This window comes from Moraxella caprae DSM 19149 (assembly GCF_000426885.1).
Lineage (GTDB): Bacteria > Pseudomonadota > Gammaproteobacteria > Pseudomonadales > Moraxellaceae > Moraxella > Moraxella caprae.
Window position 1 is genome coordinate 20917 of sequence record NZ_AUGF01000011.1, and the last position, 25507, is coordinate 46423.

Below are 25507 nucleotides of genomic sequence, written 5' to 3' on the forward strand. Positions count from 1 at the left end.
GTAAACTGTATGGGAATTGATTTTAGTGCTAGCCGTTTGTCCTACGAAAAAGACGAACTCATTGAAAAAAACATTGGCGACACCCCTTATCCTTTATTACAAAAATGGATAGATGACGCCATATCCGAGCAAATTGGCGAAGCCTACGCATTTAGCCTTGCCACCTGTGGGGCGGATAGGCGTCCATCGGTGCGAACGCTACTCATGCGTGAGATTGTCCCTAATGATGGCGACATTCAGATGATTTTTTATACCAATTATGACAGCGACAAGGGGCGGGATTTGGCGGACAATCCCTTTGCCGAAGCCTTGTTTTTTTGGCATACGCTAGAACGTCAAGTGCGAGCGTCTGGGCGTGTGGTAAAATTATCCACTGAAAAATCAGAAGCCTACTACCATTCTCGCCCCAAAGAGAGTCGGCTGGCGGCGTGGGTCAGTCGCCCCCAAAGTGGGCAGGTAGAGAGCCGTGAAGTCATGGAGAGCGATTTTGCCAAATTATCCGAGCAGTTTGGCGAGCGTATCCCCAAGCCTGAGTTTTGGGGCGGATATTGCCTATTGGTGGATAAAATAGAATTCTGGCAAGGGCGAGCCAACCGTATGCACGACCGCATTGTCTATCATAAGGGCGAAAACGGTTGGGAGCGAGAGCGGATATTGCCATGATGTTTTTTAACAAATATAAAAAAGCGATGATAAGAATACTCATCGCTTTATTGATGATAGTTGCCATTATTATTTATAGCAATTTATTAAAAGTGGTGGATTATAAATTTGATAATATCGGCTATCAAAGTGATAAGGCATTAAATATCGCCCTAATTACCGATTTGCACGCTTGTTATTATGGCGATAATCAAAAATGGCTGATAGATAGTTTAAAACAAAAACAGCCTGACGTGATATTATTGGGCGGGGATATTTATGATGATAAAATGCCTTTTGATAATGCCGATGAATTATTAAGCCAATTACCCAATATTGCCCCAACTTATTATGTGGACGGTAATCATGAAAATTGGCTAAGTCAGGCGGATTATAATAAAGTTATGGGTAAAATTCACACTCATGGCGTATCAATCATTCATGGCAAAAGTATATCCGTGCCAAATACCAATGTCGTCATTCATGGCATATCTGACCCAGACGGCGGAGCGTTTGATACGGATTTAAAAATAGTAACAGATAAGTTAAACAATGATACTGGTAAAAATCACGTCCATATTTTATTAACCCACCGCCCCGAGCATATTGATACGTATCTTAATTATCCTTTTGATATCATCATGGCAGGTCATGCTCATGGCGGACAATGGCGAGTGCCGTTTGTTATCAATGGCGTGTACGCTCCCAATCAAGGGCTATTCCCCAAATATGCAGGCGGACTTTATGAATTTGCCAATGAGCATAACACCAAATTTATCGTGAGCCGTGGCTTAGCACGAGAAAGCACGAGAGTGCCACGTCTGTTTAACCGTCCTGAATTAGTGTTTGTGAGTTTGGAGTGAGGCTACCCCACACAACGTTTTGGTGTTTGTTTTTTATTTAGCGATGTCTGACACCGCCACGAATTATCATCTATTTGATGATAAATTGCCAAATGCCGACCGTTTAAATACCGCACCGGATAACTTGCCCCTGACACCGTTGCCACCACCGCACAATCGGTCTTGGCATAGGGCAGGCTTGCCACCACTTCCACGCTCACCCTTTGGTTGTCGGCAGTCACGGGCAGACCCACAGGGCAGTTACCTGTTTGCTCATAGATGAGCTCCACTCGCTTGGCAATGGCATTGGTACTGCGATAACTCTCAAAAATCACTGTCTGCTCTTTTTGCACGGCGATAATCGGCACAAATTGCAATACAATAATCGCAAGCAACGTCCCAAACATGGCAAACGCCACGCCAAGACCCACCACACTGACCCCGCCATGCTCTGCCAGATGTGCCTTTTGGGCGTCCTTGTCATTAGGGTATAGCTCCACGGCATCGGCAATCTCACGCCGTGCCATGCGATAATAATACGCGTCCGCCCAGCGTGCCACCATGCCCGACCAAAACAGCCACACCGCCCCAGCTATCATGAGCCGTGTGTACATCTGATAGTCATCAGGCAGTTTACCCACAAATAAAAATTCACACACCGCCAAAATGATGACGATGTTGAGCTTAATAAACGACCACCCTGCCACACAATACACCACGCAGTCTAGATAACGCTTGCGATATAACAACCAGCCAAACGTGGTGAAAAACGCCGACCAGTTCCAGCGAGCATGCAGTTTGCCTGCCTTATCAAATTGACCGAATCGCTTTAAATAATAGCTTTGCGAGCGTGTGCCAATAAACCACTTGTCAAGCTGAATCCGCTCTTTGTCGGATAAGTGGGGCAAATAAAATGGAGGCGGAGTCGTGTCTTCTAAAAATGGCAAACGAAACATAAATTTTGTACTTAACCCATGAATGCTTTATAATAGGCACTATTTTACGCCTTTTTTAGATAATATACCATGACTAATCCAGACCAATCCACCCCAAAAGCCCCCCTTGCCCCTGTTGGGGGCGACCGCCAAACCCCTGACATCTCTCGGGATACCATCAGTCAAGAAATCCAAAACCTAGCTCGCACGCCTACCGAATACAGCCACGCCATTGCCACTTTTATGAGACGGCGAACGCACCTGAGCCAGTATGCTGAGACCGCCCTGACCGACCCTGCCTTTGCTCCGTACATCATCAATCACGGTAAGGATTTGGGCAGATTGGGCGATGTATCTAACATCACCGATTTGCGGGTGTTTTTTAAGGATGCACCAAATGGCGAGAACGCCCCTTTGACCTTAGAAATCGGCTTTGGCATGGGCGACAGCTTGGTAGAAATGACACAAGCCGAGCCAGCTCGCAACTTTGTCGGCATAGAAGTCCACGAACCAGGCATTGGGCGTACTGCTTATCTATCTCATGAGTTGGGACTGACTAATTTAAAGGTGCTAAATGGCGATGCAATTGCCTTATTAAACAATTTACCTAGTGAGCATTTGGACACGGTACAGCTTTATTTTCCCGACCCGTGGCAAAAAAAGCGACATTACAAACGCCGTTTTGTAACGACCGACCGCATGACCTTAGTGGCGGACAAACTAAAAACGGGCGGAATTTTTCACAGTGCGACCGATTGGGAGCATTATGCCTTGTGGATGCTTGAAGTGCTAGATAACATGAGCGAGTTTGAAAATATGGCAGGCAAAGGCAACTTTTCGCCACGTCCTGATTTTCGCCCTGCCACCAAATTCGAAAAACGTGGGGCGGATTATGGGCGTGCGTCTTGGGATTTGCTATATCAAAAGGTGTAACCTAAGGCAATACCGCACTGGGCATACGCTTCATGATAATCCGCTTTTTGTTTTGTAGGCGGCGGTTATTGAGATTTTTTTGGTAATATTTGGGATTAGGGAGCATGCTGATGAGCAATGCCGACTGCTCACGGCTTAGGTTTTTGGCAGATTTGCCATAATAATGCCGTGCCGCCGCCTCAATGCCATAAATGCCCTCGCCAAACTCCGCCACGTTCAGATACACCTCTAAAATCCGCTGTTTGTCCCACATCTGCTCCATCATCACCGTGATAACCGCCTCCTCACCCTTACGGATATAGGAGCGGTGCGATGTCAAAAACAGATTTTTGGCAAGCTGTTGGCTGATGGTCGAGCCACCCATTGACACCGCCCCGCCTGCTTCGTTCGCCTTCATGGCACGCTCAATGCCTTCCATGTCAAAGCCATTATGCGTGGCAAATTTGGCATCTTCGCTCGCCACCGCCGCCTGTTTGACCGCTTTGGCGATATCATCATAATCCACCCATACCTGCACAACCTCGCCCCCTGATAGGCGATGAGCAACCATAAACATGGAGTTACCGACAGGGGCGACTTTCCACACGCCCAGCATGGCGGCGATGAGCAGGTGAAAGCTGATGACCAACACCAACAGCGGAGCTATCACCCATCGCCACAGCCATGCCACCAGTCGCCGTCTTTTGGGTTTGGGGGGTGTTTGTGAGTCGGGACTGGGCCAAGACGGCGTATTTGTGGTTTTTTTAAACATAAAATAAAATAAACTAATAAGATAAACTTGGGGTGTATTTGCTATAATAAACGCCCTATTTTACACGATTTTTTGCTATGGGGCATTTATTTTTTATGAATAATATTAATTTTATCAAATACTTACAAAAATTAACAAACGACCGCTTCGCCCTAATTTGTCTGGCTCATAACGAATACCGCACGTTTCATGCCCTACTATTGGCGACATTTACAGGCTTAGACAGCCAGCAAATCATCCACACATCCAATCCTACCACAGATTGGTATCTTTTAGGCACGGATGGCTGTCACCTGTGCCACACCAGCCACGCCCTACTGACCCAAGCCCGAGCTATACATCCACGCATGCCTGCCGTTCATGTGCTTGACCTTGCCGACAGCGAAGAGTTGATCGACCATCTGGGCACGCTCATTCCCATTCTTCTCACCCCCACCCGCCTACTATGCTATCCGTTTGGGATTATGGATATTGTTCATCTTTTACCGAATAATCATCACAGATAAGCCTACCAAAAGCATACATCACACCGATTTTTATAAAATATTTTTATCAATTTTTAAAATTTATCGAAAAAAAACAATAAAAATGTGATGATTTGTTAAAATCTGTTAGGGCGTACCTATCTTTGGTATTTGCAATGAAAAATACCTGTTTAAAAAAGCAGGGGAATCGCCCGTTTTTCAAGGAAAAAACTTGAGGTTGATAGTCATTCTATCAAGCAAGTTTTTGACTTCGAGCCACAAGATTTAGCCATTTTTCATGCAAAAATTGGTTGAAATTGTCAAATTCTCATCTTATTTTATAAAAATGTTATCAAGGATAGGTACGCCCTATTTATTTTTAATAAATTTTTGAGTAAAATAGCACTTTGGCTCATTATTTAGCTAATGAGATTTATTGCTAATAACCATTTTTATATTATGGTATTTGCTAAATTTTACCAAAAATAGGGCTTTGTGATGTATCAATCATCACAAACGATTGTTATTTTGTATGACCCAACAATTTTAATGGATTTTTTAAAATTGAAATCATAACACAAATGGGCATACAGTCTTTGTTAGACAAAGGAGTGTATATGCTGACCTTTTTGGCATTATTACCAATTTTAATTGTTTTTACCTTATTGGTCGTCATGCGACTACCCGCCAAAATTGCCATGCCTGTGGCGTATTTTGCAACCGCTTTGCTGTCATTATTTGTATGGCAAACCGCTGGCAATCAAGTTGCCGCTGCGACCATTCATGGCGTATTAACCGCCGCCAACGTCCTATTCATCGTCTTTACTGCGGTGCTACTGCTTAATACCCTAAAAGAGAGCGGAGCCATTGTCGCCATCCGCCAAGGCTTTATGGGCATCTCGCCTGACCGCCGTGTACAGATGATTATTGTGGCATGGCTGTTTGGCTCACTCATCGAAGGCTCCACAGGTTGGGGTACGCCATCAGCAGTGGGAGCTCCCCTACTGCTGGCACTCGGCTTTCCTGCAATGGCGTGTGTCATGGCAATTCTTATCATTCAGTCCGCTCCTGTCTCCTATGGAGCAGTAGGTACACCCATTCTTATCGGCGTGAACTCGGGGCTTGAAAATAAAGAAGATGTAACCGCTGCCATTAGTCAGCAGGGCATTGCCTTTAATGATTATATCGTGCAAATCGGGGCAAACGTTGCCTTTGTGCATTCAGTGGTGGGTTTTTTGATTCCGCTGATTTTGTGCTGTTTCTTGACCAAATTCTTTGGGGTAAAACGCTCGTTTCGCCAAGGTTTTGAAGCCGCTCCTTTTGCCATTTTTGCCGGTCTGTGCTTTGTCATCCCTTACTATTTGACCGCCAAATTTGTCGGACCCGAACTGCCTTCTTTGGTCGGAGCCGTGGTCGGTCTTGCTATTGTCGTGCCAGCTGCCAAAATGGGCTTTTTGACCCCCAAAAACACCTTTGACTTTGAAAGCCGTGATAAATGGGAAGAAGAATGGAGGGGCACCTTAGCCACCACCAACATTGATGTGAATGAAAAAGCCAAATTCTCTGTGGTTAAAGCATTCTCGCCTTATCTGCTGGTCATCGGTATTCTAATCGCCACTCGTACCATCAAGCCATTAAAAGATTGGCTAAGCAGTAATGCGGTCATCACATTTAGCAATATCCTAGAAACCAGTATCACCAACAAAACACAGCTACTGTACTCGCCTGCGACCGTGCTGCTGCTTGTCTCCATCATCTGTATCTTTTTGTTTGGCATGAAAGGCGACACCGTCAAAAAAAGTTGGTCAGCCTCTGGCAAAACCATGATAGCCGCCGCCCCCGCCCTACTGTTCTCCATCCCGATGGTGCAAGTATTCATCAACTCTGGCACGCCTGCTGATGTTGCCGAGCCGATTCTTGCCATGCCAAAAGTACTGGCGGCAGGTGCTGCTGATGTATTTGCAAATATGTGGCCACTCGTGTCGCCTTGGATTGGGGCATTGGGAGCGTTCATTGCGGGGTCAAACACCGTCTCTAACATGATGTTTGGCCATTTTCAGTGGAGCACTGCCACTCAGATTGACCTAGGTGCTAATGACGCCGCCAAAGTCGTCGCCCTGCAAGCCGTGGGCGGTGCCGCTGGTAACATGATTAGCGTGCATAACGTTGTCGCTGCCTGTGCGGTGGTCGGACTGGTGAACCGTGAAGGCTTGGTTATTCGTAAGACACTCATCGCCATGAGTTATTATGTAATACAAGCAGGTCTGGTGGGCATGGCGTTCATATTTAACCCTGTATGGTGGATTGCAGCAGCATTGTGGGCGATTGCCTTCTTTGCCATCATGACTGTTATCAGCAAAAAGAGTGAGCGAACTTAGAGTATGATTTTAACAAAAGGGGTTTTATAGGGCGTGTTAAACATTGGTATTTGCAATGCAAAATAAGAAAAATCGCACGTTTTTCAAGGAAAAAACAAAGGCTGTGGGTTTTCTATCAGACAAGTTTTTATTATGAAAAACAATCCGACCACTTAATTTTAAGAGATTAAGTTTTAAAAATCTTAAAAATCTACATGATTAAGTGGTTGGATAGCCATTTTTCATGCAAAAATTGATTGATATTATCAAATTCTCATCTTGTTTTATAAAATGTTATCAATGTTCAACATGCCCTAATCCCTTTTGTTATTTTTTATAAATTATTGTAAAATACACCCCATTTTCAAAACTTTAAAAACTAAGGCTGTTTTATGGCAGATTTAAGTAAAATCACCGAAATCGAAGACCTACGCCGTATTGCCGAGCGTAAAGTACCCCGCATGTTCTATGACTATGTGGACTCAGGCTCGTGGACACAGACCACTTATCGCAATAACGAGACCGATTTTGACCGCATCAAGCTACGCCAACGTGTACTCGTGGACATGGAAGGTCGTTCGCTTGCCACACAGATGATAGGGCAAGACGTGCATATGCCAGTGGCAATCGCCCCGACAGGCTTTACGGGTATGATGTGGGCAGACGGTGAGATTCACGCGGCTCGTGCTGCTGAGAAATTTGGCATTCCCTTTTCGCTCTCGACGATGAGTATTTGTTCTATTGAAGATGTCGCAGAGAACACCACCAAGCCATTTTGGTTTCAGCTGTATGTCATGCGTGATAAAAAATTCATGGAAAATCTGATTCGCCGTGCCAAAGAAGCCAAATGCTCTGCCCTTATCTTAACAGCTGATTTACAGGTGCTAGGACAACGCCACAAAGACATCAAAAATGGTCTGTCTGCACCCCCTAAGCCTACCCTAACCAACATCATCAATCTGATGACCAAACCTGAATGGTGCTTTAATATGCTTGGCACCAAACGCCATACCTTTCGCAACATTGTCGGTCATGCCGAAGGGGTGGGCGATTTGTCTAGCCTATCATCTTGGACGGCAGAGCAGTTTGACCCGAGCCTTAATTGGGACGATGTCGCTCGTATCAAAGAGCTATGGGGCGGACCACTCATTATCAAAGGCATCATGGAGCCCGAAGACGCCATTTTGGCTGCCAAATCAGGGGCGGACGCCATGGTCATCTCCAACCACGGCGGTCGTCAACTAGACGGAGCCCCAAGCTCTATCGCTAGCCTTGCCGACTGCGTGCAAGCGGTACAAGCAGAAAACTCAAAATGCGAAATCTGGCTAGACAGTGGTATCCGCTCAGGTCAAGACGTGCTAAAAGCCATCGCACTAGGAGCAAAAGGCACGATGATAGGTCGCTCATTCCTATATGGTCTGGGGGCGTATGGCGAAGATGGCGTTCGCCGTGCCTTAGAGATTATCTACAAAGAGTGCGACATCACGATGGCGTTCTGCGGTCATACCAACATCAGCACCGTCAATGAAGACATCTTTGTCAAAGGCACATACGAGAATCTCAAAGCCAGTAACCCCCATGTTACGCCAATTCGTTGGTAAAAACACAAAACCACGTCTTAGGACGTGGTTTTTTACTGATGCATTTACCCATGGCAAGCTCATACAGTTCATTGAATCATCCATCAAAACTGCGCCCACGTCCCACTTTTCATGTGTAGCACCCTATCAGCTCGTGCCGCCAATGTCCTGTCATGCGTGACCATGAGTAGTGCCATGCCAAGCGTATCTTGTAGCTCTGAGAGTAGCTCAAACACCGCCAAAGCATTATCATCATCTAGGTTGCCCGTTGGCTCATCAGCCAACACCAAACTCGGGCGTGTCACTAACGCACGGGCAATCGCCACACGCTGACGCTCACCGCCTGACAACTCGCTTGGGCGGTGGTGGGTACGATGCGACAGACCGACACGGTCTAGTAGTTCATTTGCCCTATCTTTTGCTTCGTTAATACTGACATCAGCACGCATGAGCAAGGGCATGGCAACATTTTCGGTGGCACTAAACTCCGCCAGTAGATGATGAAACTGATAAATAAAACCCAAATGCTCATTACGCATCTGTCCACGTGCCGTCTCATTTAAATGATTTAGGCACACGCCTTTGAGCCATACTTCGCCCTCAGTTGGTGTATCAAGCCCTCCCAATAAGTGCAACAGCGTGCTTTTGCCCGAACCGCTACTACCAACGATGGCAACACGTTCGCCTTGATGAACGGTTAAATCAAGCCCTGTCAGTACAGATGTTTGAATCTTGCCTTCGTCATAGATTTTGCTGATATTTTTTGCCTCTAAAATAATACTCATCTAATTTCCTTATTCATAACGCAAGGTTTGGGCGGGCTGAATTTTTGACGCACGCAAAGCAGGATAAATGGTCATGACAAATGACAATAAAAATGATGCGGATGTGATAAGCAGTACATCGCTTACCTTTACTTGTGATGGCAAATAATTGACAAAATACGCATCAAACAAATGTAGTCCAAAGAAATTATTAATAAAACCTAAAATATCACTCACCGTCAAAGCAAGAGTTATGCCCAATATCGTCCCTGCTATCGTACCAATCACGCCAATAATCATGCCTTGCACCATAAAGACTTGCATGATAAGCTTAGGACTTGCCCCAAAGGTCTTTAAAATCGCGATGTCAGATTTTTTATCCGTCACAAGCATGACAAGGCTAGACACGATATTAAAAGCCGCCACCACAATGATTAAAAAAAGCAGTAGTCCCACCATGGCTTTTTCCATTTGAATGGCGGAGAACAGATTGCCGTGCGTGCTTGTCCAGTCATTAGCAATCAAACGCTCAGGAGCGATGTTCTGTGCTTTTAGTGCCGCTTGGGGGGCTTTAAAAATATCATTCATTTTTAGGCGAATGCCCTGAGCTCCCTCGGGCAGACGCAGTAGCACGCCTGCATCACGCATGGCAACATACGCCATGGTGCTGTCAATCTCAGGGCTGATGCTAAACGTCCCCACAAGGGTAAAACGCTTAAATCTAGGAACAACACCCGCCACCGATACCGATGCTTCGGGCATTACCAAGGTTACCTTATCGCCTATCATCAGTCCCATAGATTGCACCATGCTCTCACCCAAGACAATACCAAACTCCCCCGCCCTTAATACATGGATGTCGCCTTGCACCATATGTTCACCAATGATGGACACTTTGGTTTCATACTCAGGCTCAATGCCTGTTACCATAATACCCGCCACCTGTCCATGAGCGGTCAGCATGCCTTGCAATCCGATAAATGGAGCAGTTGCCACGACATTTTTGTCATTCTCTTCAATCTTTGTGGCAAGTGTTTGCCAATCAGGCATAATCTCATAAGAGCTGACATTTGCCTGTGACACCATGCCCAAAATGCGGGTTTTTAACTCCCTATCAAAGCCATTCATCACCGACAAAACAGTAATAAGCACCGCCACACCAAGGGTTAGCCCAATCATTGAGATGAGTGAGATAAAGGAGATAAAGCCATTTTTACGCTCAGCTCGGGTGTATCTTAGCCCGATAAATAAAGCAAGGGGACGAAACATAAATGGGGATTGCCTTTTAAAATTTGACGCCATAGTTTACACCATTTTGGCATGCTTTTGGGGATTTTGTCGTTCATGATGATAAATTTTATCCAAATCAGTAGGATAAGATGACTTGATTTTTTAAAATTCCCCCCTATAAAGATGGGGTATTTATTCATTCGGAACTCCCATGAGCATTCGCTACGACTACAAGCATGAAGTACCACCCCAAAAGATAGACTTGCCTTGCGACAAAAATGCAGGACATGGCGATCATTGGGCGATTTTAACCAATAACATTGCCGATGACGTGCCAGATTGGCTCCAAGCCATGTTGGAGACTGCCACCCTGCCTGCTGGTTTGACCGTGGGGCGTACTGATCATAAGACCCTTTTACTCGGACAAGACACCCCTTGTCACATCAAGCAAATTCTTACCATGGATAACGGCAAACCCACCGCTTTTATCAACGCCTACCCTTCGGTGCATAGTCCTTATGGGGTAAACTGTCAGATTGAGCGAGTGATTCGCTGTGAGCGTACCGCTGACGCCATTTTACGCCTTCGAACCACCGATGGCACAACCATCTACGCCTTTGACCAGCTCTACGCCATCAATCGCCACGAGTACAAAACCCCAAAAAATTACTTTGCTAATTTTAGTGCATGGGCGTACAACATTGAACCAAGCAACAAAGATGAGACGCTACTGGTCAAAAACCCAAAAGCCATTCGCTATCATCGTGCCTTTAATGACATCGTAGCGGATAATGGTGGCATAGTGCCTGATGACATTGATGAGCAAATAAAAACATGGACGCCCAAAGACGGCAATGAAAACATGCCTCTTGCTCCTGTAGAAATTAACTTTGGGGAGAGCTGCATTTATCTGTTTGGCGACACCTTTGGGCAAGAAGATGAAGCATGGTGCCAAGGTCAGGTGCTGGGCATAAGCCGTACTGAATTTTTTGGCATACCCATCACACTCTTTGATGTGGCAATTTTACGTGAACCCAATGCCGAGGCCTTTGTGGTGCGTATCGCTGCCGTCAGCAATGAGCAAAACCGTCAGATTCAAGTGCAAGACTACATTCAAGCAAACGTCTGGCTACAAGTGGCAATCTATGCCGAGAACCAACAAAGGCAATCTCACATCTAGCGATATTGATGGCGTATTTGCCAAGCCCTACTCATCATCTTGACCATAATTTTCACGTATTATATCAATGACCATCTATATCAAGCCACAATTTTAAAAGCCATGTTTAAACAACACCTTTGCTCATCACTTAACTTTATGAAAAAAGTCCGCAACCCAACACAGATTGCGGACTTTTTTGATGACAAAATCAAGGAGTTACTTGCACAGACTCACTATCATCAGCAGGTTTGATGATGGCTAATCCCGATGGGTTAGTGGCAGGCATACTGGTCGCCTGTGCGTCGTTGGTCGTGGCAAGCTTCGTTGCCACACCACCTACATTTGATGGCTCTACCACACTGATATTATTAGGCTCAGGCTGTACAAGCTCTGGGCTGGTGGCAGTATTAGCGCCTTTAATTTGGGCATTTGCCAACTGCTCAGCGGTAGCAAGACTTGCTGTCTGCATGGCTTCACGCTGTTTATTAAAGTTTGTAATCTGCTCAGCCGAAAGTGTCGCTCCCCCACCTAATACTTGATAAAGCTCAATCTGACTTAGAATTTTTTGTAATTCCAAATTCAAAATGCTTTGTTGATTGGCAAAAAGCGAACGCTCAGCATCTAGCACATTAAGATAATTATCAAGCCCCGAGCGAAAACGTGCGTGGGCAATGTTATAGGTTTCTTGATAATTTTTTTGTAGGCGATACTGTGAATTTAGCTGATGTTCCATGGTGGCACGGGTAGCAAGCACATCAGAGACTTCTTTAAATGCCGTTTGAATGGTTTTTTCATAATTCACCAACGCTTGCTTTTGACCGATTTGTGCGACTTCATAATTAGCACGTCTGTATCCTGCATCAAAAATTGGCAAGCTAATAGATGGACCCACTGACCAACTAAACGCCCCTGATTTGAACAAATCCCCCAAATCAGTGGAGCCATAGCCGATGTTGCTTGATAGTCTAATGCTAGGAAAATAGGCAGCACGAGCCACATTGATGTTCGCTCCTGCTGCTTTTAGGCGATGTTCAGCTTGGACGATGTCAGGGCGATAGTATAACAACTCACTGGGCAGACCCGTACTAAATAGACTTTGCGTGGTGATGTTATTTACGCCTAAATCAGGCAATAGCTCCACAGGTATCGGGGTTCCCAATAATAACTGCAAGGCATTTTTTGTTTTTAAGATATTGGTATCCGCCTGATAGACTGCCAATTTGGCAGATTCTAGCGACGCTTCGGCTTGCAGACTGGTTGATTTGGCATCAATGCCCGCCTCAAAACGCTTATTGTTAATGAACAGCGAATGCTCACGAGTTTTTAACGTTTCTAGGGCGAGCTGACGTTGTGCCATGGCATAGCTAAGATTGACATAGCCTTGGGCGATTGCTGAGATGATAGAAATTTGAGCGGCATCTTTGGCGGAATTTTGTGCCAGATAGTCATGTAGTGCTGCTTCTTTGGCACTAGCAACCCGACCCCACAAATCAAGCTCATAACTTGACAGCGCAAGTCCAACATTATAATTGGTGCTAGGATTTCTATCACGAGCATCTGCCCCACGAGTTGCCCCGCCCGATACGCCAATATTGGGGTAGGCATTGGCATTGGTGACCTGATACTGAGCCCTGGCACTTTGCACCGCCAAGATGGCTGATTGTAAGTCTTTATTGTGAGTCAGACCCATTTCAATCAGGGCTTTTAATTTAGGATCAGCATAAAAATCTTGCCAACGCATGCCTGCCAAGCTTGGTGCCTCAGGCGTGCTGATGGTTGTATCAACATCAAGTACTTCATAAGGCAACTCTAAAGGCACTTTTGGCTGAGCCAATACACTTTGTGATTTTTGGGGAATGGTACTACACGCAGTCATGAACAAGGCAAGCGTGCTTAGCATGAACACACGTGATGTTTTTATGTTATTTTTCATAATATCTCTCTTTAACCAAATCAGCCCAAATCATGTCATGATACACAATGCAGGCTAATTTGGCAATGTCTTCCTATTGGTTGCCACGCTTAGGCGTTATGAACGTCCGCATTCGCTGTCTTTTTGTATTTGTAGGGGAAAATCGAACGCACCCATACATAGAACATTGGAATAAAGAACACGCCCAAGAAAGTCGCCGTGATAACGCCACCAACCACACTCGTACCAACAGCGTTTTGGCTGCCAGAGCCTGCCCCTGTGGCAATCATCAGTGGTACCACACCAATACCAAAAGCAAGCGATGTCATGATAATCGGACGCAGTCGCATACGAGCTGCTGTCATGACCGACTCTTTTAAGGATTTGCCCGACTCTTGAATTTCTTTGGCAAATTCAATAATCAAAATGGCGTTTTTGGCAGACAGACCGATGACCGTCAATAGACCCACCTGTAAGTACACGTCATTGGCAAAGCCACGCAGCATGGTAAAGATGACCGCACCGACAACCCCCAGCGGAATCACCAACATGACCGAGAATGGAATCGACCAGCTCTCATACAACGCCGCCAAACATAGGAATACCACCAGCATGGAGATGATATAAAGTGGCAATGCTTGACCGCCTGATTTACGCTCTTCTAGTGACAGACCCGTCCACTCATAACCAATACCCTCAGGCAGTTGTGCAATCATCTCTTCCATGGCAAGCATGGCATCACCCGTACTCTTACCAGGGGCGGCGGCACCTTGGACATTTAGTGATGACAGACCATTATAGCGGTTTAAACCAGGGCTACCATACTGCCATTCGCTGTCTGAGAATGCCGCAAAGCTAATCATCTGCCCCTCGGCATTACGCACATGCCATTTGCTGATGTCCTCAGGCGTGGCACGGCTGTCAGGATTACCTTGCATGTAGACCTTTTTGATGCGACCACGGTCAATAAAGTCATTAACATAGCTACCACCAAAGGCTTGGGCAAGCGTGGCATTGACGGTTGTCATATTTAGGTTATAGGCAGCTGCTTGCTCTTGGTTGATGTTGACTTTGAGCTTAGGGGCATCTTCTTGACCATTAGGGCGGACACCTGCCACAGTTGGGTTTTGAGCAGACATACCAAGGAGCATATTACGAGCTTCCAACAGCTTAGCATGACCCACACCGCCGATGTCTTGGAGTTGTAAATCAAAGCCACTGGCATTACCAAAACCTTGAATCGCAGGCGGGGCAATTGGATACACAAGTGTCGCCTCTGGAATCATGACATTAAGTGCCATGGCACGTCCTGCAATCGCCTGTGCTACACTCTCATCCGAGGTACGCTCGCTCCAATCTTTTAATTTAACAAATGCCAAACCCGCATTTTGACCACTTGCCCCAAAGCTAAACCCTGAGATGGTAAAGACCGACTCTACGTTATCCGCCTCTTGTTCACGAAAGTAGCCACCCACCTTTTCCATGACCGCAGCAGTTTGATCAAGCGTCGAACCTGCTGGCAGCTGCACCAATGTCATCAGCATACCTTGGTCTTCTTCTGGTACAAATGAGCTTGGCAAACGCACAAAAATCAGTGCCAATACCGCAATCACACCTGCATAGGCGATGGCAAAGAGCCATTTGGCATTAAAGGTTTTACCGACAAAGTTCTCGTAACTGCGACTGGCTTTAAAGAAAAAGCGGTTAAACCAACCAAAAAAGCCTTTTTGGGCATGAATGTCTTTATGAGCTTGACGTTTTAGAATAGTCACACATAAAGCAGGGGTAAACACCAATGCAATCACTGCCGACAGCGACATACTGGTGATAAGAGTTGCAGCAAACTGACGATAAATCACCCCAGATGAACCACCAAAGAAAATCATCGGTACAAATACCACTGACAGAATCAAGGCAATACCAATAACCACCTTACTAATCTCGCCCATTGACCGAATGGTCGCATCTTTGACTGAGATATTCGAGTCTTCTTCTAAGATACGCTCGACGTTCTCCACAACAACAATGGCGTCATCGACAAGCAGACCGATTGCAAGCACCATCGCAAACATGGTCAAGATATTAATGGTAAAACCAAAAAACAGCAGTACCGCAAATGTTCCTAGGATAACCACAGGCACGGCAAGTGTAGGGATGATGGTCGCACGCCAGTTCTGCAAGAATAAGAACATGACTAAGAATACCAACACAATCGCCTCTAATAGCGTCATCACCACTTGCTTGATGGATAATTTGACAAACGGTGTGGTGTCATAAGGTACGACAATTTTTAAACCCTTAGGAAAGCCTTGTGATAACTCATCAAGCCTTTGTTGTACCGCTTCACGCACTTCTAAGGCATTGGCACCAGAAGCGAGCATGATACCCATACCCGCGGCTTCTTGTCCATTATAGAGGGTTTTTACCGCATAACTCTCTGAACCCAGCTCAATATCCGCCACGTCTCGTAGATAGACTTTCGCCCCTGACGTGTCAGTTTTGACTAAAATGTTACCAAATTCTTCAGGTGTTTGTAAAAAGCTCTGCACACTTACAGTAGCATTAATCACTTGGCGATCAAGATCGGTTGGCAAATTGGCAAGCTGACCTGCTGACACCTGCACGTTTTGCGACTGTATCGCTGCTGAGATGTCAGATGGCATGAGTGAATAAGATGATAATTTGGCAGGGTCTAGCCAAATCCTCATGGCATAAGGCGAGCCAAACACGTTTAGCGAACCCACACCATTGACACGACTGAGACTGTCCACCACATTTGAGTTAATGTAGTCGGCGATGTCCGACTGGGTCATACTGCCATCTTCTGACACAAAGGACGCCACCATCAAGAAACTACTGCTCGACTTGTTTACCGACACGCCTTGACGTTGTACGTCAGTAGGCAGAGAACTGGTCGCTGCTTGCAGTTTGTTTTGCACCTGCACCTGTGCGGTGTCTGGATTGACCCCATTTTCAAAGGTAAGCGTAATAGACGCCGAACCATTGGCTGATGAACTTGATGACATATACATGAGTCCATCAAGCCCTTTCATCTGCTGTTCGATGACCTGCGTTACGGTATTTTCCACCGTTTGGGCATCAGCACCTGGATAGACGGCATTGACCGACACCGTTGGCGGGGCAATCTGCGGGTACTGCTCAATGGGCAAACTGCGTACCGCAATAATACCCACAAGCATAATCAAAATAGCAATGACCCACGCAAAAATGGGTCGCTCAATAAAATACTTTGACATCACCTACCCCTATTGTACCACTTCATCAGCAGCATCTGCCATCGCTTGGGCTTCTGCTTGTTCAGCACCATCATCTGTCGGTGCTCGGTTTTGAGTAGGAGTTGCTGGTGCCTGTTGCTCTTGCCGTCCTTGCTGACTGGTTTTGCTTTGTTGTGGAGCGTGGCTTGGGGCTTGGTTAGGACTCTGTACAGGTCCTTGGGCAGGGGCTTGACCTACTCCTTGGGGATTTTGACCATTTGGTGAGTATGGACGTGTCTCAACCGCCTGCTCAGGCTTAACCTTAGCACCGCCAACCACAACGACATTATCGCCATTGGTCAGACCATCGGTTACTACCCATTGACCTTGGAACGTGCCTGCGGTCTTGACATTACGCATTTCAATTTGTTTGTTTTGATTGACCACATAGACCTGAGTTTCGCCTTTGGGTGTACGAATGATGGCAGTTTGGGGCAGTAGCATGGCGTTATGCACCACTGACTGGGCTAGGTTGGCATTGACATACATTCCTGGGATAAGCAGTCCGTCAGGGTTCGGGAACACCGCTCTTAGCTTGACTGCTCCTGTCGCCTCATCCACGCTGGCATCTGAGAGTGCCAAACGTCCGATGAGCGGGTAGGTCTCGCCATCTTCTAGAACGATTTGTACCTCTGTTGAGCCCTCACTGGCTTGACCGCTTGCCATCTGCTGACGCAGTCTTAGTAGCTCTGATGATGACTGACTGATGTCCACATACACCATGTCAGTGCGTGAGATGGTCGCCAGTGGTGTGGCTTGACTGGCGGAGACCAATGCCCCTGCCGTGACCGCCGAAATACCAATCTTACCGCTAATCGGAGCTCGAATGATGGTACGGCTCATGTCAAGCTGACTGGCATCACGATTTGCCTTGGCACTGTTGATTGACGCATTGGCTTGATTGACCGTTGCTTTGGCAGCCTCGACATTTGCCTGTGCGGTTCTCACGGCGGTCTTATGTTGGTCATACAACTGTTTTGATACCGCATCGATACCCACCAAGCTCTCAACACGAGCCAAATCTGCCCGAGCTTGGGCAAGGGTCGCCTCTTGGGCAGCAAGACTGGCTCTGGCACTAATCAAGCTTGCCTCCGCTGTCTGAATGGCAGCGATACTACTGTTAGCAGCACTGATATAATTATCACGGTTTAGGCGGTACAGCTCTTGTCCTGCCTTGACGTAACTGCCCTCTTGGAAAGCAACAGACTCAATAATACCCGTCACCTGTGGACGCACCTCGGATGTCTCAACCGCTGTCACACGCCCTGAGAAGGATTTAACCACGGGTATTGAACGTAGCGACACCGTCTGCACTTCTACGGTCGCTGGGGGCATTTGCTGGGTAGCACCTGCCCCCGCTCCTGCACCGCCTGCCCCTTGGTCGTTTTTACCACAACCTACTAGAGCAGCAGTTGCCACAAGCACAGAGAATGTTAATACTTTTAAATTAAATTTCATAAATACCTGCTTACTATAAATATTTTAAAGTAATCATAAAAAGAGTTTTAGGGTTTTACTTTTTTGATTACACGCTTTTATAGATTTTCAAAAAATTCATATTTATGATATTATAATGAAAATTAACCAACAAAAGTAAAACGCTAAAGCCATTGCATTTTGGATAAAAATGCCTGTTTTTTCAAAAACAGCTAAACCTGACTATTATACTCTAATTTACCCTAAAAGTTATGAGTTTTATTGACACCAATACCAAAAAAAGCACTTGATTTTTCGGGCTAGTTGTGAACAATACGACCGTTTTTTATGAACTTTTGACGAAAATTTTTAAAATTTTTTTAAAAAATACTTGCAATTTTACCAAAACATGATATTATAGCGACCACTTAGGTCATTGACAGACCAAGACAAGGCTGGGTGGCAGAGTGGTCATGCAGCGGACTGCAACTCCGTGTACGCCGGTTCGATTCCGACCTCAGCCTCCATTTTTGATTACTTTTAGTAATCCGCCCGGGTGGTGAAATTGGTAGACACAAGGGATTTAAAATCCCTCGCTCTTTTGAGCGTGCCGGTTCAAGTCCGGCCCCGGGCACCATCTATTTAAAATCCTTAGATATTTTCTAAGTATTTTTTATTTGTCTAAATAAATCATCTAACATCCGCCCCACTCCATCTATACTCCTTTAATTTTAGGTAGTAGTCTAAAAAGTATGCTGAACTAGGTTTTCCGTAGTAAAATTCAATTTTGTTAGCTGTGGCATACTTTTTGAACCAGAGCCTAATTTTAAAATATGCACTCAATAAACTTTAAAATTACTACAAATATAATGATATTTGGATGTAGCCTTGTGCAGTAATGTCATCAAAGGGGCGTGCTCAGCACATTCCTACAAATCCGTGGCATATATCAAATTTGCTAGGGGAAAAATCTTGGAATAATGCTATTTTATCAGCAAACAAAAACCAAATCCGAATACCGAATTTGGTTTTAAGCGATTTTCTCAATTAAAGGGCAAAATTATTTGATTTTTGCTTCTTTAAATAGAACGTGCTGGCGAATTTTTGGGTCAAATTTTTTGATTTCCATTTTGCCAGGCATGGTGCGTTTGTTTTTGGTGGTGGTATAAAAATAACCAGTGCCAGCCGTAGAAACGAGTTTGATTTTATCTCTCATGGTATTATCCTTTTGCTAAATTAAATCTTTTGACCTTGGGCACGCAAATCGGCAAGCACTTTGTCAATGCCGTGCTTGTCAATGATACGCATACCTTTTGAAGATACACGAAGACGCACAAAACGGTTTTCAGATTCTACCCAAAAACGATGGTTGTGTAGGTTTGGCAAAAAACGACGACGGGTTTTGTTGTTAGCGTGAGATACGTTATTACCCACTAGTGGGCGTTTTCCAGTAACTTGGCATACACGAGACATGATGAACTCCTATATTACGATGTGGCACGGATATTGAGCGGTATCTGTTGTGCCATTTAAATAATCGCCACAAAATTAGGTATGGACTAGGCGGATTATTCAAACTTGTTAGTGATGTCATTTCATCTTTATTGTTAAAGGCGACAATAAATAGAAAGTGACAGAAAAATCAAAGCCCGAATTTTACACCAATTTCACTCACATTTCAAGTAAAATTTTAAAATCGGGCTTATTTTATCAAATTTACAAAATTAACGAGCGGTCAAAGCACTCACAGGCATGCCAAACCCTTGCCAGCCATAATGTAAAAAGTTACGAATATTGGCGTGGTCGGTGCCGTCTGGCTTATCTAGCACTGCCTGATAATGCTCGGCAAATAGTTTTAGGGTGTCAAGCTGATTTAGCCCATGCAGTTTGGCAAGGCTAAACACCTTGGCAGAGCCTTCGTTAGTACCAGCAAGATTGACCGCTTCGCCATTATGAAAGGCGACAGGCGTATAAGTGTAATTGGCATCAATAAAGGCAAGCACGTCTTTGAACGTCAAACCGCCCTGCTCAATACCATTTAATAGCCGTGAAATGTCAGTGTGATTCATCATACATCCATTAGCGATTAAAATAATCATCATCGTCAAATGATGGTGGGGCAAAGTTGCCTTGTTCTAGGTGGCTCATGTGCATTTGCATAGAGCGTTCGTGCTGGATACGCTGATAAATCTCTTCACGGTGAACAGCAATGTCTTTGGGGGCATTCACACCAAGGCGGACTTGGTTGCCTTTGACACCCAGCACAGTAACACTGACTTCATCGCCAATCATTAGGGTTTCGCCAACACGGCGGGTTAGAATTAACATAATAGCTCCTTGCTATAAAAACAATGCTAAAAAGCAAAAAAATAAAAATTACCCAAGTTGCTATTATAAAACTTCTTGGGTAACTTGTCAGCCTTTTTTGGCAATTTTTACGTAATGATTATGATTAATAAACCAAATTGTTACATAATGGCTAATTACAGCCCTGCAACCTTACTCTCACCGTCTTCACGGTCAAGCCCAAAGGCGGTGTGTAGGGATTTGACCGCTTTTTCTAAATGCTCTTCTTTGATAAGTACAGAGACTTTGATTTCGGAGGTTGAAATCATTTGTAGGTTGATGTTTTGCGACGCTAATGTTTCAAACATTTTGCTTGCCACGCCTGCGTGCGAACGCATACCCACACCCACGATAGAGACTTTAACCACATCGCTCGCTCCTACTACTTCGGTGGCTCCGATGTCGTCTTTGACTTGCTCTTTTAGGATTTTCATGGCTTTGTTAAAGTCGCCACGAGGTACGGTAAAGCTAAAATCGGTTACGCCATTTTCGGACATATTTTGGATAATCATGTCCACTTCGATGTTGGCTTTGCCAATCGGACTTAAAATAGCAGAGGCAATACCAGGGCGGTCTGGCACACCCAGCACAACGATTTTGGCTTCATCACGGTTAAAGGCAATGCCCGAAATTAACGCTTTTTCCATAGTATCTCCTTCATCAGCGGTAATCAGCGTACCGACAGTTTGTTTAAATTCATCATCAAAAGCCCCGTCATCGCCTTCATCAAAGCTAGACAGCACCCGTACAGGCACTTTGTATTTGCCTGCAAATTCTACCGAGCGGATTTGCAAAACTTTTGAGCCAAGTGATGCCATTTCCAGCATTTCTTCAAAAGTGATTTTGTCAAGTTTTTTCGCCTTGGAGGTTACTCGTGGGTCGGTGGTGTACACGCCGTCTACATCGGTATAAATTTGGCACTCGTCTGCCTTTAACGCCGCAGCGATGGCAACACCTGTGGTGTCCGAGCCACCTCGTCCAAGCGTGGTCAAGTCGTTGTGTTCGTTCACGCCCTGAAAGCCTGCCACAATCAGCACTTTACCGTCAGCCAGTTCTTGTTTTAGGTTTTCAGCGTCAATATGCTCAATACGTGCTTTGGTGTGCGTGGTGTCGGTCTTAATGGCGACTTGACGCCCTGTCATGGATTTGGCGTCCACGCCCAAATCTTTTAGTGCCATGGCAAGTAGGGCAATAGATACCTGCTCGCCTGTGGCGACCATTTGGTCGTATTCACGAGGGTCGGGGTCAGAGCTAATCTCACGAGCCAAACCGATGAGTCGGTTTGTTTCTCCGCTCATCGCAGAGACCACCACCACCACTTGATGACCGTGGTCGTGCCAGCGTTTGACACGCTTGGCGACATTTTTGATACGGGTGGCATTCCCCATGGAAGTGCCACCGTATTTTTGGACGATTAGTGCCATTATCTTTTCCTATTAAGGATTAACTGTAAACCAAAATTATAACCCAATTTATTTTTAAAATAAACTGATAATTTCATCAAAAAATTTTATAAATAACCAAACATTTAGCGTGTTTGCTAAAATTAACTGTTGATTAAGCCAGCTCGCCAGTTAATTTGGTTTGTAAAGCAGTCAATATACTCTCCAGTTTATTCGACTTGTCCGCACCGCCTTGGGCATAGTCAGGTTTACCGCCACCTTTACCACCCAATTCGCCCGCCAAATGACGGATGATGTCGCCCGCCTTAACCTTATCAGTCAAGCCCTTCGCCACGCTTGCCGACAGTGCCAAATCATCACTCTCGCCCACCAGTACAATCACCCCATCAAGGCGAGATTTTAGGGTATCCATAAGCCCACGAATGGCTTTGCCGTCCACGCCTACCACTTTGGCGATGAGTAGATTTGTCTCGCCCACTTTGACCGCGTTTTGTAGTAGCGATACTGCTTGTAGGCTTGCCAGTTTTTGCTCGGTGCGTTCTAGCTGTTTTTCAAGCTCACGGTTACGCTCGGCAAGGCTACCGACACGAGTTTCAATCTCACCACGTTTTGCCTTAAAATTCGTTGCCAAATTACCCAAAATCATCTCACCCGTCTGCACATAACGCACCGCCCCCATGCCTGTCAAGGCTTCCACACGGCGAACGCCCGAGGCGATACCGCTCTCGGAGACGATTTTAAACAGACCTATATCGCCTGTTTGAGCCACGTGGATGCCACCGCACAGCTCAATGGAGAACGTAGAGTTATCGGCATTTGTCCCCATGGTAAGAACACGCACGGTTTCGCCATATTTTTCGCCAAACAGAGCCATTGCCCCTTTGTCAATGGCTTCATCAATGGGTAGGTACTCAATCTGCACAGGGGTATTTTTTTGGATTTGCTCGTTCACCATGCGTTCAATGGTGGCAAGCTCATCATGACTGATTGGTTTATCATAAGAGAAGTCAAAACGTAGCACGTCTGCCGATACCAGCGAGCCTTTTTGGGCAACGCCTGTGCCTAGCACCGCACGTAGGCTTGCGTGGAGCAGGTGCGTGGCGGAGTGGTTTTTGGCGGAAGCTTTACGCACGTCGGCAATCACTTGGGCGTTGGCGGACTGATTTGGGGTGATCTCGCCCATTTTTACCGTGCCATAATGGATAATTGCCGTGCCAGATTTTTTGGTGTCTTCGACAAAAAACACCCCTGTGGACGTGCTAATCTCGCCTGTCTCGCCCACTTGACCGCCACCTTCGGCATAAAATGGCGTGGCAGACAGCACAATCACACCTTCATCGCCTTCACCCAAACGCTTTACCGCCTTGCCGTCTTGGTACACGCCTATGATTTGGCTTTGGTTGTCTAGCAGGTCATAGCCGACAAATTCGGTTGGGGTCTCTACTTTTACGCTACTTGTGTAATCCACGTCAAATTTGCCCGCTTCTCTGGCACGGGTACGTTGAGCTTCCATAGCCACATTAAAGCCGTCTTCGTCAATGCCAACGCCACGCTCACGAGCGATGTCGGCAGTTAGGTCGGTTGGGAAACCATAGGTATCATATAGCTTAAATACCGTCTCCCCTGTCAAGGTATCGCCTGTGTTTAGACTTTCTAATTCGCCCGATAACAGACGTAAGCCCTGTGCCAGCGTTTTGGCAAATTGCTCCTCCTCCTTTAAGATGACCGCTTCAATCTCAGCCTGTTTGTTGACAAGCTGTGGGTAAGCCTCGCCCATCTCTGCCACGAGTGCAGGGACGATTTTGTGGAAAAATACCCCCTCTGCCCCCAGTTTATTGCCATGACGTACCGCACGGCGAATGATACGGCGTAGGACATAGCCACGCCCTTCGTTACTTGGGCGGACACCGTCAGCGATGAGAAACGACACGGCACGGATATGGTCGGCAATGACCTTAAAAGACGGCTCATAGGTGCTCTCCACGCCAATCACTTGGGCAGTCGCATTCATGAGATTAACAAACAAATCCGTCTCATAGTTGCCATATTTGCCCTGCATGACCGAGCTGATACGCTCTAAGCCCATGCCTGTATCCACAGACGGCTTGGGCAGGGGTTCTAGCGTGCCGTCTTTTTGGCGGTTAAACTGCATAAATACGCAGTTCCAAATCTCCACGTAACGGTCGCCATCTTCGTCAGGCGTACCGGGCAGTCCGCCTTCCATATGCTCGCCATAATCATAAAAAATCTCGGAGCAAGGCCCGCAAGGTCCTGTATCGCCCATCGCCCAAAAGTTATCCGACTGATAAAGCCCACCTTTATCGCCAATGCGAATGATACGCTCGGGGGCAAGTCCGATGTCCTTATGCCAAATGTCAAAGGCTTCATCATCGGTGTGATAGACGGTTACATAAAGGCGGTCTTTGGGCAGGGCAAGCCAGTTGTCATCGGTCAAAAACTCCCACGCAAAGGCAATGGCGTCCTTTTTAAAATAATCGCCAAAGCTAAAATTACCGAGCATTTCAAAAAAGGTGTGATGACGGGCGGTGTAGCCCACATTATCAAGGTCGTTGTGTTTGCCCCCTGCACGCACGCATTTTTGTGATGACACGGCACGCTGATAGTCCCGTTTTTCTAGACCCAAAAAGGTATCTTTAAATTGGTTCATGCCTGCATTGGTAAATAGTAGCGTGGGGTCGTTGTGTGGAATGAGACTTGATGATGCCACAGGCGTGTGGTTTTTGCTTTTAAAAAAGTCAATAAAGGCTTGACGTACTTCGGTCAGTTGCATGGTTTTGGTTAAGTGAGCGGTTGTCATGGTCGTATCTCGTAGCTTGCCTGTGATTTTTAAAAATCATGGGGCGAATTTGATAAATAAACAGCTAATTTTATCACAAACCGCCATAATTAACAGTGATTTTAACCAATTTTTCACAAAATTTAGTTGAAAGACTGACTGACTTAATAACTTTTTGGAATTAATATAAAATCCTTATAAAAATTATGGAGTTTTTGATAAAAATGCTTAACATTCATGTAAAAAAGTTGTATAAATAGCATATAGATTTTATCCACAAAAATGCTAGGGGATTCACCATGAACATTCCACTATTTAGTGCCATTTTTTCGATTGCTTCTACTGTACTCATTGGCGTCTTGATGATTGTGGTGTTTGTCAATGACATGACCAATATGCAAACGGTGCTTGGAGCCGTGGTCGCAGGACTCGTGGTAAGCATTCCCATCGCCCTTGTCGTCACCAAACGCATTTCTGCCATGACAAACTCTGCCAGTCTCACCCCCAATCAACAAAAAACGCAGTAACGCTTTTGGCACAGCTTATCTGGCCTATATTGCAATACCAGCCAGATAGCCAAGCCACAGCCGAAACATAGATATGCCATGATAGCACGCCCCATCATGGCATTTTTACACAGCGTACGACCAAACAAAATTGAAATACACCCATCAATTCATGTTACAATAGTATTTATT

Annotated in this window: 20 protein-coding genes, 2 tRNA genes and 1 pseudogene; 10 read left to right on the top strand and 13 right to left on the bottom strand. The window is 45.7% G+C overall.

Translation table 11 applies throughout. The features are described from left to right. Positions 1-9 precede the first annotated feature (9 nt). Positions 10-663, top strand: a complete 654-nt coding sequence (gene pdxH / locus K941_RS0104720) for a pyridoxamine 5'-phosphate oxidase (protein ID WP_036387503.1) — start codon at positions 10-12, stop codon at positions 661-663. Then, a complete protein-coding gene (locus K941_RS0104725) occupies positions 660-1505 on the top strand; it encodes a metallophosphoesterase (protein WP_051225884.1) in 846 nt (281 codons plus the stop codon). Before pdxH ends, K941_RS0104725 begins: the two co-directional genes overlap by 4 nt. Positions 1506-1507: 2 nt before the next feature. Here K941_RS0104725 and K941_RS0104730 read toward each other — a convergent pair whose 3' ends face one another. Continuing rightward, positions 1508-2440 (bottom strand): DUF2628 domain-containing protein, encoded by a 933-nt coding sequence (locus K941_RS0104730; RefSeq protein WP_029102706.1) that lies wholly within the window; start codon positions 2438-2440, stop codon positions 1508-1510. A 69-nt stretch (positions 2441-2509) separates the two neighbouring features. Here K941_RS0104730 and trmB point away from each other — a divergent pair, with 69 nt between their 5' ends. After that, positions 2510-3352 carry a tRNA (guanosine(46)-N7)-methyltransferase TrmB gene (gene trmB / locus K941_RS0104735; RefSeq protein ID WP_029102707.1) on the top strand — a complete coding sequence of 281 codons (843 nt, stop codon included), beginning with the start codon at positions 2510-2512 and terminating at the stop codon, positions 3350-3352. A 1-nt stretch (position 3353) separates the two neighbouring features. Here trmB and mtgA read toward each other — a convergent pair whose 3' ends face one another. After that, positions 3354-4025, bottom strand: a complete 672-nt coding sequence (gene mtgA, locus K941_RS0104740) for a monofunctional biosynthetic peptidoglycan transglycosylase (RefSeq protein WP_036387531.1) — start codon at positions 4023-4025, stop codon at positions 3354-3356. A 173-nt stretch (positions 4026-4198) separates the two neighbouring features. Here mtgA and K941_RS0104745 point away from each other — a divergent pair, with 173 nt between their 5' ends. The 3 genes from K941_RS0104745 (at position 4199) to K941_RS0104755 (ending at position 8525) form a co-directional block, all read left to right on the top strand. Continuing rightward, positions 4199-4609 (top strand): thioredoxin domain-containing protein, encoded by a 411-nt coding sequence (locus K941_RS0104745; RefSeq protein ID WP_029102709.1) that lies wholly within the window; start codon positions 4199-4201, stop codon positions 4607-4609. Between the two features lie 575 nt (positions 4610-5184). Next, positions 5185-6945, top strand: coding sequence for an L-lactate permease (locus tag K941_RS0104750; RefSeq protein WP_029102710.1), 1761 nt, complete (start codon positions 5185-5187; stop codon positions 6943-6945). Positions 6946-7316: 371 nt separating this feature from the next. After that, entirely contained in the window at positions 7317-8525 is a 1209-nt protein-coding gene (locus K941_RS0104755; RefSeq protein ID WP_029102711.1) for an alpha-hydroxy acid oxidase, read from the top strand. An 83-nt stretch (positions 8526-8608) separates the two neighbouring features. Here the strand turns inward: K941_RS0104755 and lolD are convergent, their stop codons facing one another. Both lolD and K941_RS0104765 read right to left on the bottom strand, forming a co-directional pair. Beyond that, positions 8609-9289: a lipoprotein-releasing ABC transporter ATP-binding protein LolD gene (lolD, locus tag K941_RS0104760; protein ID WP_029102712.1), complete on the bottom strand. Its 681-nt coding sequence runs from the start codon at positions 9287-9289 to the stop codon at positions 8609-8611. Between the two features lie 9 nt (positions 9290-9298). Beyond that, positions 9299-10537: a lipoprotein-releasing ABC transporter permease subunit gene (locus tag K941_RS0104765; RefSeq protein ID WP_029102713.1), complete on the bottom strand. Its 1239-nt coding sequence runs from the start codon at positions 10535-10537 to the stop codon at positions 9299-9301. A gap of 172 nt (positions 10538-10709) precedes the next feature. Between K941_RS0104765 and K941_RS0104770 the strand changes: the two genes are divergently transcribed. After that, positions 10710-11678, top strand: coding sequence for a hypothetical protein (locus K941_RS0104770; protein ID WP_029102714.1), 969 nt, complete (start codon positions 10710-10712; stop codon positions 11676-11678). Between the two features lie 190 nt (positions 11679-11868). On the opposite strand, the gene K941_RS14755 is transcribed toward K941_RS0104770, so the two are convergent. The 3 genes from K941_RS14755 to K941_RS14760 form a co-directional block, all read right to left on the bottom strand. Continuing rightward, the gene (locus tag K941_RS14755) at positions 11869-13593 is read right to left on the bottom strand and encodes an efflux transporter outer membrane subunit (RefSeq protein ID WP_084137674.1); all 1725 of its coding nucleotides are present in this window, start codon (positions 13591-13593) and stop codon (positions 11869-11871) included. A gap of 89 nt (positions 13594-13682) precedes the next feature. Continuing rightward, on the bottom strand, positions 13683-16829 hold the full coding sequence (locus K941_RS0104780) for an efflux RND transporter permease subunit (RefSeq protein WP_029102715.1): 3147 nt from the start codon (positions 16827-16829) through the stop codon (positions 13683-13685). Positions 16830-16838: 9 nt separating this feature from the next. Then, positions 16839-18305, bottom strand: a complete 1467-nt coding sequence (locus tag K941_RS14760) for an efflux RND transporter periplasmic adaptor subunit (protein ID WP_084137675.1) — start codon at positions 18303-18305, stop codon at positions 16839-16841. 411 nt (positions 18306-18716) lie between these two features. Between K941_RS14760 and K941_RS0104790 the strand changes: the two genes are divergently transcribed. Together K941_RS0104790 and K941_RS0104795 are read left to right on the top strand one after the other, a co-directional pair. Continuing rightward, positions 18717-18790 (top strand) — tRNA-Cys (locus K941_RS0104790). Positions 18791-18813: 23 nt separating this feature from the next. Beyond that, positions 18814-18900, top strand: a tRNA-Leu gene (locus K941_RS0104795). Positions 18901-19323: 423 nt separating this feature from the next. Here K941_RS0104795 and rpmG read toward each other — a convergent pair. From rpmG to alaS, 6 genes and pseudogenes are all read right to left on the bottom strand, one after another. Beyond that, positions 19324-19479 carry a 50S ribosomal protein L33 gene (gene rpmG, locus K941_RS0104800; RefSeq protein WP_003659281.1) on the bottom strand — a complete coding sequence of 52 codons (156 nt, stop codon included), beginning with the start codon at positions 19477-19479 and terminating at the stop codon, positions 19324-19326. Between the two features lie 20 nt (positions 19480-19499). Beyond that, positions 19500-19736 (bottom strand): 50S ribosomal protein L28, encoded by a 237-nt coding sequence (gene rpmB, locus K941_RS0104805; RefSeq protein ID WP_029102716.1) that lies wholly within the window; start codon positions 19734-19736, stop codon positions 19500-19502. Between the two features lie 251 nt (positions 19737-19987). Continuing rightward, positions 19988-20332, bottom strand: a complete 345-nt coding sequence (locus K941_RS0104810) for a HopJ type III effector protein (RefSeq protein ID WP_029102717.1) — start codon at positions 20330-20332, stop codon at positions 19988-19990. A 91-nt stretch (positions 20333-20423) separates the two neighbouring features. Next, positions 20424-20591 (bottom strand): annotated as a pseudogene (csrA, locus tag K941_RS0104815) (carbon storage regulator CsrA); the annotation flags it as partial. A gap of 155 nt (positions 20592-20746) precedes the next feature. After that, positions 20747-22033, bottom strand: a complete 1287-nt coding sequence (locus K941_RS0104820; RefSeq protein ID WP_029102719.1) for an aspartate kinase — start codon at positions 22031-22033, stop codon at positions 20747-20749. Positions 22034-22166: 133 nt separating this feature from the next. Further along, positions 22167-24803, bottom strand: coding sequence for an alanine--tRNA ligase (alaS, locus tag K941_RS0104825; RefSeq protein ID WP_208854361.1), 2637 nt, complete (start codon positions 24801-24803; stop codon positions 22167-22169). Positions 24804-25108: 305 nt separating this feature from the next. On the opposite strand from alaS, the gene K941_RS0104835 reads away from it, so the two are divergent. Further along, positions 25109-25336 carry a hypothetical protein gene (locus K941_RS0104835; RefSeq protein WP_029102721.1) on the top strand — a complete coding sequence of 76 codons (228 nt, stop codon included), beginning with the start codon at positions 25109-25111 and terminating at the stop codon, positions 25334-25336. The last annotated feature ends 171 nt before the right edge of the window (positions 25337-25507 follow it).